General features: G+C 70.8%; 17 protein-coding genes. 15 read left to right on the top strand and 2 right to left on the bottom strand.

Going from position 1 to position 16791, the window contains the following annotated elements; genetic code table 11:
* Positions 1-46 precede the first annotated feature (46 nt).
* From ABZ855_RS17940 to ABZ855_RS17960, 5 genes are all read left to right on the top strand, one after another.
* Entirely contained in the window at positions 47-1363 is a 1317-nt protein-coding gene (locus ABZ855_RS17940) for an extracellular solute-binding protein (RefSeq protein WP_360807795.1), read from the top strand.
* On the top strand, positions 1360-2283 hold the full coding sequence (locus ABZ855_RS17945) for a sugar ABC transporter permease (protein ID WP_360807797.1): 924 nt from the start codon (positions 1360-1362) through the stop codon (positions 2281-2283). The genes ABZ855_RS17940 and ABZ855_RS17945 overlap by 4 nt, the downstream gene beginning before the upstream one ends.
* Entirely contained in the window at positions 2280-3185 is a 906-nt protein-coding gene (locus tag ABZ855_RS17950) for a carbohydrate ABC transporter permease (RefSeq protein ID WP_360807800.1), read from the top strand. The genes ABZ855_RS17945 and ABZ855_RS17950 overlap by 4 nt, the downstream gene beginning before the upstream one ends.
* A complete protein-coding gene (locus tag ABZ855_RS17955; protein ID WP_360807802.1) occupies positions 3182-4213 on the top strand; it encodes a LacI family DNA-binding transcriptional regulator in 1032 nt (343 codons plus the stop codon). Before ABZ855_RS17950 ends, ABZ855_RS17955 begins: the two co-directional genes overlap by 4 nt.
* A gap of 94 nt (positions 4214-4307) precedes the next feature.
* Complete coding sequence (locus ABZ855_RS17960) at positions 4308-4715, top strand: MarR family transcriptional regulator (RefSeq protein WP_360807804.1); 408 nt, start codon at positions 4308-4310, stop codon at positions 4713-4715.
* 79 nt (positions 4716-4794) lie between these two features.
* Here ABZ855_RS17960 and ABZ855_RS17965 read toward each other — a convergent pair whose 3' ends face one another.
* Positions 4795-5643: a LysR family transcriptional regulator gene (locus tag ABZ855_RS17965; RefSeq protein ID WP_360807806.1), complete on the bottom strand. Its 849-nt coding sequence runs from the start codon at positions 5641-5643 to the stop codon at positions 4795-4797.
* 350 nt (positions 5644-5993) lie between these two features.
* Here ABZ855_RS17965 and ABZ855_RS17970 point away from each other — a divergent pair, with 350 nt between their 5' ends.
* From ABZ855_RS17970 to ABZ855_RS18010, 9 genes are read left to right on the top strand one after another with little or no spacing between them, the layout of a single operon-like run.
* Complete coding sequence (locus ABZ855_RS17970; RefSeq protein ID WP_360807808.1) at positions 5994-6695, top strand: lysophospholipase; 702 nt, start codon at positions 5994-5996, stop codon at positions 6693-6695.
* Positions 6692-7543 (top strand): sulfurtransferase, encoded by an 852-nt coding sequence (locus ABZ855_RS17975; RefSeq protein ID WP_360807810.1) that lies wholly within the window; start codon positions 6692-6694, stop codon positions 7541-7543. Before ABZ855_RS17970 ends, ABZ855_RS17975 begins: the two co-directional genes overlap by 4 nt.
* Before the next feature lie 45 nt (positions 7544-7588).
* Complete coding sequence (locus tag ABZ855_RS17980; protein ID WP_360807812.1) at positions 7589-8467, top strand: ABC transporter permease; 879 nt, start codon at positions 7589-7591, stop codon at positions 8465-8467.
* Between the two features lie 5 nt (positions 8468-8472).
* Entirely contained in the window at positions 8473-9192 is a 720-nt protein-coding gene (locus ABZ855_RS17985; protein ID WP_360807813.1) for an ABC transporter ATP-binding protein, read from the top strand.
* Positions 9189-10160 (top strand): ABC transporter substrate-binding protein, encoded by a 972-nt coding sequence (locus ABZ855_RS17990; protein ID WP_360807815.1) that lies wholly within the window; start codon positions 9189-9191, stop codon positions 10158-10160. Before ABZ855_RS17985 ends, ABZ855_RS17990 begins: the two co-directional genes overlap by 4 nt.
* Before the next feature lie 23 nt (positions 10161-10183).
* The gene (locus ABZ855_RS17995) at positions 10184-11287 is read left to right on the top strand and encodes an LLM class flavin-dependent oxidoreductase (RefSeq protein WP_360807817.1); all 1104 of its coding nucleotides are present in this window, start codon (positions 10184-10186) and stop codon (positions 11285-11287) included.
* A gap of 55 nt (positions 11288-11342) precedes the next feature.
* A complete protein-coding gene (locus tag ABZ855_RS18000) occupies positions 11343-12359 on the top strand; it encodes an ABC transporter substrate-binding protein (protein WP_360807819.1) in 1017 nt (338 codons plus the stop codon).
* On the top strand, positions 12356-13507 hold the full coding sequence (locus tag ABZ855_RS18005) for an acyl-CoA dehydrogenase family protein (protein WP_360807821.1): 1152 nt from the start codon (positions 12356-12358) through the stop codon (positions 13505-13507). The genes ABZ855_RS18000 and ABZ855_RS18005 overlap by 4 nt, the downstream gene beginning before the upstream one ends.
* Entirely contained in the window at positions 13504-14886 is a 1383-nt protein-coding gene (locus ABZ855_RS18010) for an FAD-linked oxidase C-terminal domain-containing protein (RefSeq protein WP_360807823.1), read from the top strand. Before ABZ855_RS18005 ends, ABZ855_RS18010 begins: the two co-directional genes overlap by 4 nt.
* Positions 14887-14898: 12 nt before the next feature.
* Here ABZ855_RS18010 and ABZ855_RS18015 read toward each other — a convergent pair whose 3' ends face one another.
* Complete coding sequence (locus ABZ855_RS18015) at positions 14899-15309, bottom strand: SseB family protein (RefSeq protein WP_360807825.1); 411 nt, start codon at positions 15307-15309, stop codon at positions 14899-14901.
* Between the two features lie 206 nt (positions 15310-15515).
* Here ABZ855_RS18015 and ABZ855_RS18020 point away from each other — a divergent pair, with 206 nt between their 5' ends.
* On the top strand, positions 15516-16781 hold the full coding sequence (locus ABZ855_RS18020; protein WP_360807827.1) for an alpha-L-fucosidase: 1266 nt from the start codon (positions 15516-15518) through the stop codon (positions 16779-16781).
* Positions 16782-16791: the final 10 nt, after the last annotated feature.

The raw sequence follows: 16791 nt of genomic DNA on the forward strand, positions 1-16791 counted from the left end.
CTTCGCAGCAGGCGAGGGCCCCACCAGGTCAGGGGAGAAACGTTCCATGCCGAACACGAAGCAGTGGCGCCTCGTGGCAACCGCGGTCGCCGTCACACTCGGCGCCACCACACTCGCCGCATGCGGGTCCGACGACGACAGCGAGACCCAGTCGGGCCCGGTGTCGCTGACGTACTGGACCTGGACGCCCGGCATGGACAAGGTCGTCGGCCTCTGGAACAAGGGGCCGGGCAAGGAGCAGCAGATCACCGTCACGGTGAAGAAGCAGGCGTCCGGCGACACCCTGGTCACCAAGATCCTCACCGCGCACAAGGCCAAGAAGGCGCCCGACCTGGTGCAGGCCGAGTACCAGGCGCTGCCCACCCTGGTCAGCAACGACGCGCTGGCGGACATCTCCGGCGAGGTCGGCGACGCCGAGAAGGACTTCGCCGAGGGTGTCTGGCAGCAGACGACGCTGGGCACGGACGCGGTGTACGCGGTGCCGCAGGACATCGGGCCGATGATGTTCTACTACCGCGAGGACCTCTTCAAGCAGTACGGGCTGAAGGTCCCGACCACATGGGCCGAGTTCGCCCAGACCGCCAGGGACCTGAAGAAGAAGGCCCCGGACAAGGACCTCACGACTTTCTCCGCCAACGACTCCGGTCTCTTCGCGGGCCTCGCCCAGCAGGCCGGCGCCAAGTGGTGGACGACCTCCGGTGAGAAGTGGAAGGTCGGCATCGACGACGCGGCGACCCAGAAGGTCGCCACGTTCTGGGGCGACCTCGTCAAGGAGGACGCCATCGACAACCAGCCGATGTACACCCCGACCTGGAACAAGGCGCTGAACACCGGCAAGCAGATCGCGTGGGTGAGCGCGGTGTGGGCGCCGGGCACGTTGACGACGGCCGCCCCGGACACGAAGGGCAAGTGGGCCATGGCGCCGCTCCCCCAGTGGTCGGCCGGCGAGGACGTGACGGGCAGCTGGGGCGGCTCCTCGACCGCCGTCACCACCGACTCGAGCCACAAGTCCGCCGCCGCCAAGTTCGCCGCCTGGCTCAACACCGACCGTGCCGCGCTGGCCGCGCTCGCCAAGGAGGGCGGGATCTACCCGGCCGCCACGGGCGCCCAGCTCAGCGGCGCGTTCGTCAAGTCGCCCGACTTCTTCTCCAACCAGGCGGACTTCTACCCCAAGGCCGCCGAGATCGCGAAGACCACGGCACCCTCCGCGTGGGGACCGAACGTGAACGTGGCGTACACGTCGTTCAAGGACGCGTTCGCGGCGGCCGCGAAGAACAAGTCGGACTTCGGCGCCGCCCTGAAGACGATGCAGGACGCCACCGTCGCCGACCTGAAGAAGCAGGGCTTCGGAGTCGCGGAGTGACCAGCGCACGCCGGAGGCCGTACGGGGTCAGGTCGGCCCCGTACGCCTTCCTCCTCCCCGCGGTGATCCTCTTCGCCCTGTTTTTCGCGCTGCCCATCGGCTACGCGCTCTGGCTGAGCCTGCACAAGGTGAAGGTGTCGGGCCTGGGCCTCGGTGCCGGGGCGCGCAAGGAGGTGTGGGCGGGCATCGGCAACTACACCGACGCCCTCACCGACAGCGAGCTGCTGCACGGCGCGCTGCGCGTGGTCGGTTACGGCGCGATCGTGGTCCCGGTGATGCTGGGGCTCGCCCTCGTCCTCGCGCTGATGCTGGACGCGGACAAGGTGCGGTTCACCCCGTTCACCCGGCTCGCGATCTTCCTGCCGTACGCCATCCCGGGCGTCGTCGCCGCGTTGCTCTGGGGCTTCCTCTACCTCCCGGACGTGAGCCCGTTCTACTTCGTCCTCGACAAGCTGGGGCTGCCGCAGCCGGATCTGCTGGACGGCGGTCCGCTGTATCTCGCCCTCTCCAACATCGCGGTGTGGGGCGGCACCGGCTTCAACATGATCGTCATCTACACCTCGCTGCGGTCCATCCCGGCCGAGGTGTACGAGGCGGCGAGGCTGGACGGCGCCACCCCGCTGCAGATCGCGCTCCGGATCAAGATCCCGATGGTGGCGCCCTCGCTGGTGCTGACCTTCTTCTTCTCGATCATCGCGACGCTCCAGGTGTTCAGCGAGCCGACCACCCTCAAGCCCCTCACCAACTCCGTGTCCACGACGTGGAGTCCGCTGATGAAGGTGTACCAGGACGCCTTCGGCAAGGGTGACATCTACTCGGCCGCGGCCGAGGCGACGATCATCGCGATCGTCACGCTGGTCCTGTCGTTCGGCTTCCTGCGGGCCGCGAACTCCCGTAACAAGCAGGAGGCAGCACGATGAGTTCTCTTGCCGTGGGCAAGACGGAGGCGACGGCGGGCACCAGGCCCGGCACCGTGCGGCGCCCGCCCCTGCGCAACCGCATCGCCCTGATCCCGACGCTCACCCTGCTCCTGGGCGCCCTGTACTGCCTGCTGCCGGTCGCGTGGGTGGTGATCGCGGCGACGAAGTCGGGCAGCGAGCTGTTCTCCACGTTCACGTTCCTGCCCGGCAGCGGCTTCACGGACAACGTGAAGGAGCTGAGCGCCTACCGCGACGGCGTCTACTGGAAGTGGATGGGCAACTCGGCGCTGTACGCCGGCCTCGGCGCCCTTCTGTCGACAGCGGTCAGCGCGATCAGCGGTTACGCCCTCGCGATCTACCGCTTCCGCGGCAGGGAGGCGGTGTTCGGCGTCCTGATGGCGGGCGTGCTGATGCCGCCGGTGATCCTCGCGATCCCCCAATATCTGCTGCTCGCGAAGGCCGACATCACGGACTCCTACGCCTCCGTGCTGCTGCCGCTGATCCTCTCCCCCTACGGCGTCTACCTCGCGCGGATCTACGCCGCCGCTGCGGTGCCCGCCGATGTGGTGGAGGCCGGGCGGATGGACGGCGCGGGTGAGTGGCGGATCTTCACCCGGGTCGCGCTGCCGATGATGATCCCGGGCCTTGTGACGGTGTTCCTGTTCCAGTTCGTCGCCGTGTGGAACAACTTCCTGCTGCCCTACATCATGCTCAGCGACGACGAGAAGTTCCCGATCACACTGGGTCTGTTCACGCTCCTCGAGCAGGGAGCGGCCACCCCGGCCCTCTACACGCTGGTGATCACGGGCGCGTTTCTGGCGGTCCTCCCGCTCATCGCGCTCTTCCTGGTCATCCAGCGGTTCTGGAGCCTCGACCTGCTCTCCGGAGCCGTAAAGTCATGACCATGAGCAATACCGGGGGCCGGCGCAAACCGCCGACGATCCACGACGTTGCCCGCGAGGCGGGAGTGTCCCGAGGGACCGTCTCGCGCGTGCTCAACGGCGGGCACTATGTGAGCCCCACCGCCGCGGAGGCGGTGAACGCCGCGATCCGCAAAACGGGGTACGTGGTCAACCGCCACGCCCGTTCGCTCATCACCGGCCGCTCCGACTCGATCGGCTTCCTGTTGACCGAGCCGCAGGAGCGGTTCTTCGAGGACCCCAACTTCAATGTCCTGCTGCGGGGTTGCACCCAGGCACTGGCGGCGCACGACATCCCGCTCCTGCTGATGCTGGCAGGCACGGAGGACGAACGGCGCCGCCTGACGCGGTACATCACCGCCGGTCATGTCGACGGGGTGCTACTGGTCTCCAGTCACTCCGGTGACCCGGTCGCGCAGGAGCTGTGCGAGGCGGGCGTACCGCTCGTCGCGTGCGGGAAGCCCATCGGGCTCGGCTCGAAGGTGAGCTATGTGGCGGCGGACGACCGCGACGGCGCCCGGGACATGGTCCGCCATCTCCTGTCGCTGGGCCGCCGGCGTGTCGGGATGGTGACCGGTCCGCTCGACACCCCGGGCGGTGTGGAGCGGCTCGCCGGTTATCGCGAGGTGCTGGCCGAGGAGGGCATCGGCTACGACGAGGCCCTCGTCGTCTCCGGCGACTACAGCCGGGCCAGCGGCGACGCGGGCGCGGAGCAGTTGCTGGGCCGGCGCCCGGACCTGGACGCCGTGTTCGTCGCGTCCGACTTGATGGCGCAGGGGGTGCTGACGGCACTGGAACGGGCGGGCCGGAGCGTCCCCGGGGACGTTTCGGTGGGCGGCTTCGACGACTCCTCGGCCGCGCTGGCCGCCCGGCCCCAGCTGACGACCATCAGACAGCCCTACGACCGGATCAGCGCCGAGATGGTCCGGGTGCTGCTCGCGCAGATTGGCGGCGAGGACCCGGCGGCGGTGATCCTGCCCACCGAGCTGATCAAGCGGGGGTCGGCCTGAGCAGGCGGGGATCTGCCTGAGTCAGGGGTCCCACCGCCGTGCCCGAGCCGCCTCCGCCGGGCGGTTTTTATGCATACGCATTAACATGGGGTGCATGGCAGCGAACACGGCCGGTACGGGGCTGGCGGACCAGTGGCGGGACATCCTGGCAGCGCATGCGCGCACGATGTGCGAGATCGACCGTGTGCTGCATCCGCACGGGCTGGGGGCGAGTGACTTCGAGGTGCTCGATGTTCTCGTCGCGGAGGAGGCGGCTGCGGCTGCCGCCTCCGGCCCTGGTGAGAAGTGCCGGGTTCAGGACATCGCCGGGCGGGTTCATCTGAGTCAGAGTGCGCTGTCTCGGCTCATCGGGCGGCTCGAGAAGGATGGGCTGGTGGAGCGCAGTATGTGTGTGGAGGATCGGCGGGGGGTGCGGGTGGGGTTGACGGAGCGGGGGCGTGCGTTGCACGGGGAGGTTTTGCCGCTTCAGCGTGCGGCTCTGGCACGCACGTTGGGAAAGTGAGCGGATAGGTTGTGCGTTCGCTGCGGGCCGGTGGGGGCTTGTCGCGCAGTTCCCCGCGCCCCTGTGGGGCGCGTTTTTCTCATGTCAGTAGTTGTCTTACTGCCGCGAATGCTGCCTCTGCTGTGGCTGGGTCTGCTCCAGGGCGGGCCAGGGCGCTCATGGGGATTGGGGGGACCGGGGGGAGGGCCTCGTACGGGGTGAGGCCGTCGGGGGACGGGCCTACCGTTGCCAGGAGAGCCACGCCTCGGCCGGTGCGGGCCAGGTCCAGGACGCCCGCCAGGTAGCCCGCGTCGCCGACCACCGACGCCGGAACACCCTGCTCGGCCAGGGTCGCGATGGCCCGGCGGCGGATGGCGCAGGGGTCCTCGATCGCGACCAGCGGAACCGGCGTCGGGGCCGCCGGTGGAGCCCAGCCGGGCGGAGCGTGCCAGGTCAGGGGCAGGCCACCGACCGGCGTACCCTCCGTGGCCGCGGCCTCGGTGACGTACACGGCGACATCCACACTGCCGCGCTCCACCGCCTCCACCAGCCGCGCCGACCGGTCGATGCGGAACCGCACCCGGCAGCCGGGGCGCACCGCCTCGACGGCCGCGGTGAGCAGGGGCAGGAACTGATCGGCGGCGTGCTCGGTGGAGCCGATGGTGACCGTGTCGCCGTCGACGTCGAGCAGGGTGCGTACGGCCTCGTCGTGGACGGCGAGAACCCGGCGGGCCTGTTCCAGCAGCAGGCGGCCTTCCTGGGTGAACCGCATGCCCCGGCCCTCGCGCTCGACGACGGGCTTCCCCAGCGTCTTCTCCAGTCGGCGGACATGCTGGCTCACTGCGGACTGGCTGAGGGCCAGTGCCTCGGCCGCACGATGGAAGCCGCCGTGGTCGGCGATCGCGGTCAGGCTGCGCAGCGCCACGATGTCGAGGACAGGTTGGGGCATACGGCGACCGTAGCCCGTACCCGTCATCGATTGCTATTCCTGATCGATCACGAACGCTGATCGATTTCGATGATGAATCGTCGTTGGACGTCACGCCCGGGTGCCGGTCATGATGAGCGCATGGCGTATCCGACCGCAGCTGCTGCTCTTCTCACGCAGCGCCGAGTCATCGACTTCGGCGTGGCGTGCAGCGCGCGCTGTCGTTGATCCCACGCCGCTCTCCGGCGTTTCCGTACGGCCTGGACTGACCGGCTTCGCGCTGTCCGCGTGCCGGTAAGCCGTTCTCCTCCCCTCCTTTCACACGCTTCCGCATGCCCATATCCCTGCCCTGAAACGGGAGTTGCCCCCTCATGTCCTCTTCCTCCTGGGACGAACCCGATGGTCTCGCCGCGCGTGGCACGCTGATCGTGCTGCCCGGCCGGGGCGAACACGGCGGTGTGTACGAGCGGTTCGGCCGCCGTCTCGCCTTCGACGCCTACCGGGTACGGGCGTTGGGCGACCCGTCCGCCGACCCGTCCGTGCTCGACGAGGCGGCCAAGCTGCTCGCCGACGAGTCGCTGCCCGGCCCTAAGGTCCTGGTCGGCTCGGACACGGGTGCCCGGTACGCCGTTCAGCTCGCCGCCGAGCACCCGGCGGGCGTCGACGCGCTGATCCTCGTCGGCCTGCCCACCGAGCCCTGGGAGTCCGGGAGTTGGGACGACGAGCTGGCGGCGCGGACCGCCTGCCCGACGCATCAGGGTCGCCTCGCCGACGACCCCGCCTTCCGGCGCGGCGCGATCGAGGGTGCTGTCGATCTGCCGGAGGCTCCACTCGTCCAGGTCCAGGTCCCTGTCCTCGCCCTGCACGGCCAGGACGACCCGGTCAGCTCGCTGGACCAGGCGCTAAGCGTCTACGAAGGGCATCCGAACGTACGGACCGTGACCTTCGCCGGTGGCCGGCACGACGTGCTCAACGACGCGCTTCACCGCACCGCCGCCGCCACGGTCGTCCTCTTCCTCGAACGGCTGCGCCTCTCCCCCGAGTTGCCCGCGATCGCGGAGGGCCTCGCATGAGCAACCCCCGTGTGACGACAACCGTCGCCGAACTGCGCGACGCCCTCGCCTCCGAGCAGCCGCCGCTGGTGCTCGATGTCCGCTGGGCGCTCGGCGATCCGTACGGGCGCGACCATTACGCGGACGGGCACATCCCGGGCGCGGTGTACGTCGATCTCGACACCGAGCTGGCCGCGCCCGCGACTCCGGAGGGCGGCCGGCATCCGCTGCCGGATCTCGCCCGGTTGCAGACAGCGGCCCGGGGCTGGGGGCTCAGGCAGGGCCAACCGGTCGTCGTCCACGACGACTCGGGCAACACCGCCGCCGCCCGGGCCTGGTGGCTGCTCCGCTACGCCGGAGTGGCCGAAGTGACGCTGCTGGACGGGGCGTTGGGCGCCTGGCGGGCTGCGGAACTGCCCCAGGAGACCGGCATCCCCGCCGATCCCGAACCGGGGGACGTCGTCCTCGGCGCGGGTGGTCTGCCGCTCGTCGACGCCGACGGTGCTGCGGACCTCGCCCGCGACGGGCTGCTGCTGGACGCCCGCGCCGCCGAACGGTACCGGGGTGAGGTGGAGCCGGTCGACCCCCGCGCGGGGCACATCCCGGGCGCGGTCTCCGCACCCACCGGCGAGAACCTCGCCCCCGACGGCACCTTCCTGTCGCCCGAGCTGCTGCGCAAGCGGTTCGAGGACCGGGGTGCCGGTGACGCGTCCCGCATCGGCGTGTACTGCGGTTCCGGTGTCACCGCCGCCCACCAGATCGCCGCGCTGGCCATCGCCGGGTTCGACGCGGCCCTCTTCGCAGGGTCCTGGTCCGCCTGGTCCGCCGATACCGCCCGCCCGGCCGCGACCGGCCCCGAGCCGTCCTGAAACCGAGTGCAGTCCGGAGCCCCGCGAGAGGAACCGACCCCCGCCATGACCACCAAACCGCTCGACGCGGCGCCCCTGGCCCCGCCGCCACCCGACACTCCCCCGGACCCGAAACCCCGGATCACTCTTCGCGGCAGCGCCCGCACCGCCCGCCGCTTCCAGGTTCCCCGTTCGGTGCGCCGGAGCGCCGGACCCGTGGGCCTCGTACTCCTCTGGTTCCTCACCTCGGCCACCGGTGTGCTGCCCGAGTCGGTGCTCGCCTCACCCGTGGACGTCCTGAAACAGGCCGTCGAGCTGACGAAGAACGGTGAACTGCCCAGCGCCATCGCCGCGTCGGGCCGCCGGGCCGCCACCGGCTTCCTCATCGGGGCGACGGCCGCACTCGCCCTCTCCCTGCTCGCCGGGCTGTTCCGGCTCGGCGAGGACGTCATCGACTCCTCGATGGGCATGTTCCGGGCGATCCCCTGGGTGGGTCTGATCCCGCTGTTCATCGTCTGGTTCGGCATCGAGGAGACCCCGAAGATCGCGCTGGTCGCCCTCGGCGTCACCTACCCGCTCTACTTCAACATCTACGGCGGGATCAGGTCCACCGACGCCCAACTCGTCGAAGCCGCACGGATGATGGGGCTCGGCCGGCTCGGACTGATCCGGTACGTCATCCTGCCGAGCGCACTGCCCGGAGCACTCGTGGGCCTCCGGTACGCGCTGTCCACCGCCTGGCTGGCCCTGGTCTTCGCCGAGCAGATCAACGCGGACGCGGGGCTCGGCTATCTGATGAGCAACGCCCAGCAGTACTTCCGTACCGACATCATCGTGCTCTGCCTCGCCGTGTACGCGGCTCTCGGCCTCGCCTGCGACTTCGCCGTACGGGTCCTGTCGCGCCGTCTGCTGACCTGGCGGGCCAACTTCGAAGGCGAGGCGTGATCGCCATGGCCAACAGTGTGGAGATACGGGGGCTTTCGCGGGCCTTCGACGGCAACACCGTCCTGCACGAGCTCGATCTCGACATCCGGGAGGGCGAGTTCGTGGCCCTGCTCGGGCACAGTGGCTGCGGCAAGTCGACGTTGTTGCGCGTTCTCGCCGGGCTCGACGACGAGATCGGCGGTGAGGTGACCGTGCCCGCGCGGCGCAGCGCGGCCTTTCAGTCGCCGCGGCTGCTGCCCTGGCTCAAGGTGTGGCGCAACGTCGTCCTCGGGCTGCCCGGGCGGCCCGACCGGGCGCTCGCCGCGAAGGCGCTGGAAGAGGTCGGGATCGCGGACCGCGCGACCGTCTGGCCCAAGACACTCTCCGGCGGCCAGGCCCAGCGGGTCTCGCTGGCCCGCGCCCTGGTCCGCGAGCCCGAACTCCTGCTTCTCGACGAGCCGTTCGGCGCGCTCGACGCGCTGACACGGGGCAGGGTGCAGCAGCTGGTCGCCGAGCTGTGGCAGCGGCACGGCTGCGCGATCCTCCTGGTCACCCATGACGTGGAGGAGGCGCTGCTGCTCGCCGACCGGGTCCTGGTGATGGACGAGGGCCGTATCGCCCATGACCTCACCGTCGGCCTGCCCCGCCCCCGCGATCTCACCTCGCCCGAGTTCGTCACCCTCCGCGCCCGCCTCCTCGGCTGGCTCGGCGTCACCACGCACACCCTCGAAGGGACCTCCTCGTGATACGCAGACTCGCCACCGCCGCGCTGAGCCTCACCGCCCTGCTGGCGCTGACCGCCTGCGGCGCGGACTCCTCGGCGGACGCCGCCGGAAGCGGCTCCCGGGTGACCCTCACCCTCGGCGACCAGGCCAAGACGCTCCAGACGCTCGTGGGGGCGTCCGATGCCCTCAAGGGCGCCAAGTACCAGGTGAAATGGGCCGAGTTCGAGGGCGCGGCCCCGCTGTTCCAGGCCGTGCAGGCGGGCGCCGCCGACACCACGTACTCCGCCGATCTGCCCGCCTTGCAGGCGCTCAGCGGTGGGGTGAAGTTCAGGAACGTGGCCGCGCTGAAGAACGACGGCCATCACACCGGGATCATCGTCCGCAAGGACTCCGACGTGCGGAGCGTCAAGGACCTCAAGGGCCGGAAGGTCGTGGTGTCCTCGGCCAAGGGCAGTATCGCCGAGTACCTGCTCGCCAACGTGCTGAAGCAGAACGGCCTGAAGTACTCCGATGTGAAGGTGCAGTACCTGCTGCCGACGGACGCGCAGGCCGCCTTCTCCGCCGGGAAGATCGACATCTGGGCCACCTTCGGTGTCTACCAGGCCGTCGGACTCCAGCAGGGCGGCCGGCTGCTGATCGACGGCGCGGACGGCCGTATCAGCGGCTACGGCTTCATCGGGGCCTCGGAGAAGGCCCTCGCGGACCCGGCGAAGAAGGCCGCGCTCGGCGACTTCCTCAAGCGGCTCGGTACGGCTCTGGCGTGGACGAGCACGCACCAGGACGCGTACGCCGACGCCATCGTGGAGCGCAACGGCGCCGACCCGGCGATCGCGAGGACGCTCGCCTCGGCGGCGTACAGCAAGGTCCTGCCGATCACCCCGGAGGTCAGCTCGACCGTCCAGGACGTCGCCGACCTCATGAACGGCATCGGGGTCCTCGAACCGAACGTCGACGTGGCGAAGTCGGCGGACACCTCCGTCCTCAAGTAACCGATACCGCACGGGAGTTCATCATGCCTGTCGAGTTCATCAGTGCAGTGCACACCGACTCCGGAGCCTCCGGCCCGGCAGCGGCGAGCCGCACCGGTTTCGACCCCGACCACCTTCGCAAGTACGCCCGCGCCCTCGACGACGGCGGTTTCGACCACACCCTGGTCGCCTATCACTCGGCCTCGCCGGACGCCTTCCAGGTCGCCCAGTTCGTCGCCACGCACACCGAGCGGGTGCGGCCGATCCTGGCCCACCGGCCGGGCGTGATCTTCCCGACACACGCGGCCCGCGCGCTGGCGACGCTGGACCGGATCAGCGACGGCCGGCTGTCGCTGCACATCATCTCCGGGGGCAGCGACGAGGAGCAGCGCCGTGAGGGCGACTACCTCGACAAGCGGGAGCGGTACGAGCGTTCGGACGAATACATCCAGATCCTGCGGAAGGTATGGCAGGCCGAGGGGCCTGTCTCCCACGAGGGCAAGTACTTCCGCTTCGAGGGCTACTACTCCGATGTGAAGCCCGTGAACGGGCTGGTGCCGATCTCCGTCGGGGGCTCGTCCGAGGACGCGTACCGGGTCGGCGGGCAGCAGGGTGACATCTTCGGGCTGTGGGGCGAGCCGCTCAAGGAGACAGCCGAGCAGATCGCCGCCGTCAACGCGGTCGCCGAGGCCGCCGGGCGCCCTCACCCCCGGATCTGGGTGTCGTTCCGCCCGATCATCGCGCCCACCGACGAACTGGCCTGGGAGAAGGCGCATCGCACGCTCGGTGCCCTCAAGGACCAGTCGTCGAACACGGAGTTGCTGCGCCACTACCGGACCAACGGCCGTCCCGCGAACGTCGGTTCGCAGCGGCTGCTGGACATCGCCGAGCGCGGCGAGGTCCACGACCGGTGCCTGTGGACCGCCCCGGCGGTCGCCACCAACGCGGCCGGCGCCTCGACCGCCCTGGTCGGCTCCCCCGAGACAGTCGCCAAGGCGCTTCTCGACTACGTCGACATCGGCTGCGACCTGCTGTCGATCCGCGGCTACGACCCGCTCAACGACGCGATCGACTACGCCCGTTACGTCCTTCCACTGGTCCGCCAGGAACTCGCCCACCGCGCGGCGACGACCACCCGGGCAGCCTGACCCGCCAACTCCCCCCTCCCCCGGCCCAGTCTGCGAACACCCCTATGGAGACTCCGTGTTCCGCCGCTCACGCGCACTGCGCACGTCCGCCGCCGTCCTGCTGCTCGCCCTCACCGCCGCCTGCGGAAGCCAGGCCCAGGCTGAGTCGCCGTCCGACCAGTCCGAGGTCACCCTCAAGGTCGGTGCCACCGGCTGGAAAGTCGAGGAGGCGGTCCTGAAGTTCGCCCACCTCGACGACACCCCCTACAACGTCAAGTGGAGCGTCTTCCAAGGAGGTGACCTCCAGCTCCAGGCGATCCGCGCCGGCGCCCTCGACGTGGCCTCCTCCAGCGAGATCCCGCCGATCTTCGCCGCCGCCGACGGCAAGCCGAACTTCAAGGTCGTCGCCGTCCAGCGCGGCGCCACGCTCAACCAGGAGGTCGTCGTCCCCAAGGGCTCGAAGGTGACCGACATCGCCGGGCTGAAGGGCAGGAAGGTCGGTTACGTCCAGAACACCACCGCCCACTACTTTCTCTACCAGTTGCTGAAGCAGGCGGGCCTGAAGTGGTCCGACGTCGACGCCAAGCCCCTGCTGCCCAACGACGGCCTCGCGGCCCTGAACGGCGGTGGCATCGACGCCTTCGCCTCCTACGGCACGTCGATCATCACCGCCCACCAGCAGGGCGCCGTCACGGTCGGCTCGGGCAAGGACATCCTGTCGGGCAACTTCCTGTGGACGGCGCGCGACAGCGTGCTGAAGAACCCGGCCCAGCGGGCGGCGACGGCCGATCTGATCGCCCGGATCACCCAGGCATACGCGTACGTCAGGGACGGCCGCGAGGCCGAGTTCGCGAAGATCATCTCGTCCAGCACCCACCAGCCCCTCGCCCAGGCGAAGAAGGACCTGGTCGACGCGCAGACCCAGCGTCCGACACAGGCGAGGACGGTCGGCGACGACACCGTCACCTCGCAGCAGAAGGTGGCCGATGTCTTCACCGAACTCGGCGCGCTCAAGGAGCACTTGGACGTGAAGTCGTTCTGGTCCACCGAGCTGAACACCGAACTGGCCGCCGACCTGAAGAGGACGCCGTGACCGCCCGCATCGCCGAACTGGCCGCCCACTACGACCGGTCGGGCGCGTTCCCCGCCGAGTCCCTCAGGGTCGCCCACGAGGCGGGCCTGCTCACCGCGACCATCGGCGAGCGGTACGGCGGCGGGGGCGCCGGAGTCGAGGAGACCGCGCGCATCCTGCACACCCTCGGCCAGGGCGATCCGTCCGTCGCCCTGATCGCCGCGATGACCCTCACCACCCACGGCCGGCAGTCCGTCCAGCCGCACTGGCCCGAGGAGTTGTACGCCCGGGTCGTCAAGGAGTCGTTCGTACGGCCCGTGCTCATCAACCACGCCCGGGTGGAACCCGAGTTGGGCTCCCCCGCCCGGGGCGGGCTGCCCGCGACCCGGGCCCGGCGGACCGAGGACGGCTGGTCGGTCAGCGGGACGAAGCGGTTCGTCACCGGCGCCGAGGGCCTGGACTGGTTCCTGGTGTGGGCCACGACCGACGAGCCGGAACCGCGCGTGGGCACCTTCCTGGTGCCGGGCGACTCCCCCGGTATCGAAGTCACCGGCCACTGGGACCAGTTGGGGCTGCGGGCGAGCGGCAGCCACGACGTGACGTTCCGGGACGTGGAGGTTCCGTACGAGCACGTCATCGGCCTCGCGCCGCACGGTCCGGCCGCCGAGCAGGACAACCGGGCGGGCGCATCGCTCCATCTGCCGCTCGCCGCGCTGTACTTGGGGGTCGCGCGGGCCGCGCAGGCGTACTTCCACACGTTCGCCCGGACACGGGTGCCCGCCAACCTCGGGCATCCGGTGGCCCGTACGGAACGGTTCCGCCGGACGGCCGGGGAGATCGAGGTGCTGCTCGCCGGGGCCGAGCAGCTGGTCTTCGGCGGCGCCGCCCGGGTCGACGCCGCCGATTCCTCGTACACCCCTGAACAGGCGCTGGGGGCAAGGGTGTTGGCGGACCGGCACGGGGTACGGGCGGTCGGGTTGGCCGTGCGGCTGCTCGGCAATCCTGGGCTGGCCCGGGGCAACCCCCTGGAGCGGCACTTCCGTGACATCCAGTGCGCACCCGTACACGCGCCGCAGGAGGACATCTCCCTGCTCGCGATCGGCACGAAGGCCCTGGAGGCGCAGGTCGCGCAGGCACCGGCCTCGGACGCGGAGGACCAGGACCGGTGACCGCCCCGACCACGACCACGACCGCGTCCGCCCAGCTCCTGGGCCTGCTCGCCCGCGATCTGCCGCCCGACCGGCTGGCCACCGACCCGGTGACGCTCGCCGCGCACGCCACCGACCGCTCCGGAACCCGGGCGCACGGCGGTCCGCTCGCCGTGGTGCACGTGCGGCGGACCGAGGACGTGACCGTGACCCTCCGGCACGCGCACGCCCTGCGCGTGCCGGTGGTGCCGCGTGGCGCGGGCACCGGGCTGTCGGGCGGCGCGACGGCCGACGAGGGCAGCCTCGTCCTCGACCTGTCGGGCATGAACCGCGTCCTGGAGCTGTCGGCGGACGACCAGCTCGCCGTCGTCGAACCCGGCGTGATCACCGCCGAGTTGGACCGCGCGGCCGGCGCGCACGGTCTGCGGTACGCGCCCGATCCGGCGAGCGCCGCGCTGTCGACGATCGGCGGGAACATCGCGACCAACGCGGGCGGGCTGCGCTGCGCCAAGTACGGCGTGACGCGGGACAGCCTGCTCGGCCTGGAGGCGGTGCTCGCGGACGGCACGGTGGTGCGCACCGGCCGCCGTACCGTCAAGGGCGTCACCGGCTACGACCTGACCGCGCTGCTCACCGGCTCGGAGGGCACCCTCGCGGTGATCACCTCGGCGACGCTGCGGCTGCGTCCGCTGCCGGCGGCCACGGCCACCCTCGCCGCGTACTTCCCGTCCTTCGAGGACGCCGCCGAGGCCTCGTACGCGATCGGCAGGGCCGGGGTGGTACCGGCGCTGGCGGAGCTGCTCGACGGGCCGGTGCTGGACGCCGTCGACCCGGCCCTGCGGGAGCGGGGCGCGGCGCTGCTGCTGGTGCAGTGCGACGGGGCGGGTGCGGGAGCGGAGGCCGACGCGGTCGCCGCTGTTCTCGCCGGGGCGGGGGCGACGTCGGTCGAGCGGACCGAGGACCCGGCCGAGGCCGAGGCCCTGCTCGCGGCCCGCCGGGGCGCCCTGCCCGCGCTGGAACGGCTGGGCCGTCCGCTGATCGAGGACATCGCCGTGCCCCGTTCCCGGCTCGCGGAGGCGGCCCGGGAGATCAGGGCCGTCTCGCGGCGCCACGACGTCCCGGTGTTCACCCTCGCTCACGCCGCCGACGGGAACCTGCACCCGATCATCGTGGTCGACCCGGCGCTGGACGGACTGCCGGAGGCGGCCTGGGAGGCGGCGGGCGAGATCTTCGCCCTCGCGCTGCGGCTCGGCGGAACGCTGACCGGCGAGCACGGAGTGGGGTTGCTGAAGCGGCAGTGGGTCGCCGACGAACTGGGGCCCGCCGCCCATGCGTTGCAGCGGCGCATCAAGGACGCGTTCGATCCGCGGGGCATCCTCAATCCCGGCAAGTCCCTGTAGCCGGGCTGGGGTTCAGTACTTGAACTGCCTGGCCAGCAGGGTGCGTACGCCCTCGGAGGTGACCGTCATCCCGTGCGGGGAGGCCGCGTCTATGGTGAGCGAGAGGTTGCCGGTGGGCCACTGTTCGGCGAGCGCGCCGAGCGGGATCAGACGGTAGCGGGAGACGGACGGCAGCAGTTCGGCCAGTTCGGGTTCCGAGGTGAACACGGGCACGGCTTCCCGGCCGTCCGCTTCCTCCAGGACGGGCAGTGCCACCGTCGAGGGGTCACCGGCGTCCACGTCGCTGACGTCGTCCGGCACCGGTACCAGCACGTCGCTCATCGCGAGGACGTCCAGCGCGGTCGGATCCTGGCTGTTGTCGGCGAGGGCGTCGAGCGCCCGCCTGGCCGGAGTGGCGGTGTGCCGACGTGCGGGTGTCTCCATGGTGGGTCCCCTGGTGGTGGCGGTCGGGTGGGCCGCCCGGGACACGACGGCCCGGGCATGGTGCCAGGGCGCATACCCGGCGGGGTCCCGGGCATGCGCTCCCACCCGAACGGGACCACTGGCGAGCACCCTCCATGGTGAAAACGGACCAGTAATGGTGACCCGCGCCCACGCGCGCGCCGGGGGCCCGTGCCTAGCGTGGGCACATGCCGATGCAACCCTGGTTCCCCGATGCCAAGCTGGGCATCTTCATCCACTACGGCATCTACGCCGTGGACGGCTGGGCCGAGTCCTGGTCCTTCTACACGGGCGATGTCTCGCACGAGAAGTACATGAAACAGCTCGACCGTTTCACCGCCTCGCGCTACGACCCCCGGGCCTGGGCGGAGCTGTTCGCCCGCGTCGGCGCCCAGTACGCGGTCCTCACCACCAAGCACCACGACGGCGTGGCCCTGTGGGACACCGACCACCGCAACCTGGACGTGGTCCGGGACACCCCGGCGGGCCGTGACCTGGTCAGCGGCTTCGTGGACGCGCTGCGGGAGCGGAACCTCAAGGTCGGCCTGTACTACTCGCACTCCGACTGGAACCACCCCGACTACGCGAGCGAACGCCACCCCGGCCCGCACATCGTCGAGCCCAACGACTACTCCCACGCCCGTCCCGGCGAACAGGACCCCGCGGCCTGGGCGCGCTATCTCGCCTACCGCGACGGCCAGGTGGGCGAGTTGGTCGAGCGTTTCCGCCCGGACGTCCTCTGGTTCGACGGCGAGTGGGAGCGCACCGAGGAGCAGTGGCGGATGCGGGAGCTGTCCGAGCTGATCCTCGCGGGCAACCCGGAGACGATCCTGAACGCCCGCATGCTCAGCTACGGCGACTACGCCACGCCCGAGCAGGGCGTTCCGCTGATCGCCCCGGACGGCCCGTGGGAGCTGTGCCTGACGATCAACGACTCGTGGAGCTACCGGGCCACGGACCGCGATTTCAAGTCGGTGCGCCAGCTGGTGCGTTACTTCACGGAGACGATCGGCATGGGCGGCAATCTGCTGCTCGGGGCCGGCCCGAGGGAGGACGGCACGATTCCGGCGGAGCAGGTCGAGCGGCTGGAAGGTCTCGGCGCGTGGGTCACCAAGCACGCCGAGGCTGTGTACGGCACGGTCGCGGGCCTGCCGGCCGGGCACCACTACGGGCCGAGCACACTCTCCGCCGACCGGCGCACCCTGTACCTGATCTGCTTCGACGCGCCCCGCGAGGCCGTGTCGATCAGGGGCCTGCGCAACGCGGTCCGGCGTGTCTCGGTGGTCGGCACGGGCACCGAGCTGGGCCACCACGTCACCGGCGGTCTGGGCAAGGTGCCGGGCGTGACCTGGATCGACGCGCCCGGGGCGGCCGACCTCGACGAGTACGCGACCGTCCTGGCCGTGGAACTCGACGGTGAGCTGGACCTCTACCGGGGCGCGGGCCGCGACTGACAGGGCGGGC

The sequence above is a fragment of the Streptomyces sp. NPDC047042 genome (assembly GCF_040644035.1).
Taxonomy (GTDB): Bacteria; Actinomycetota; Actinomycetes; order Streptomycetales; family Streptomycetaceae; genus Streptomyces.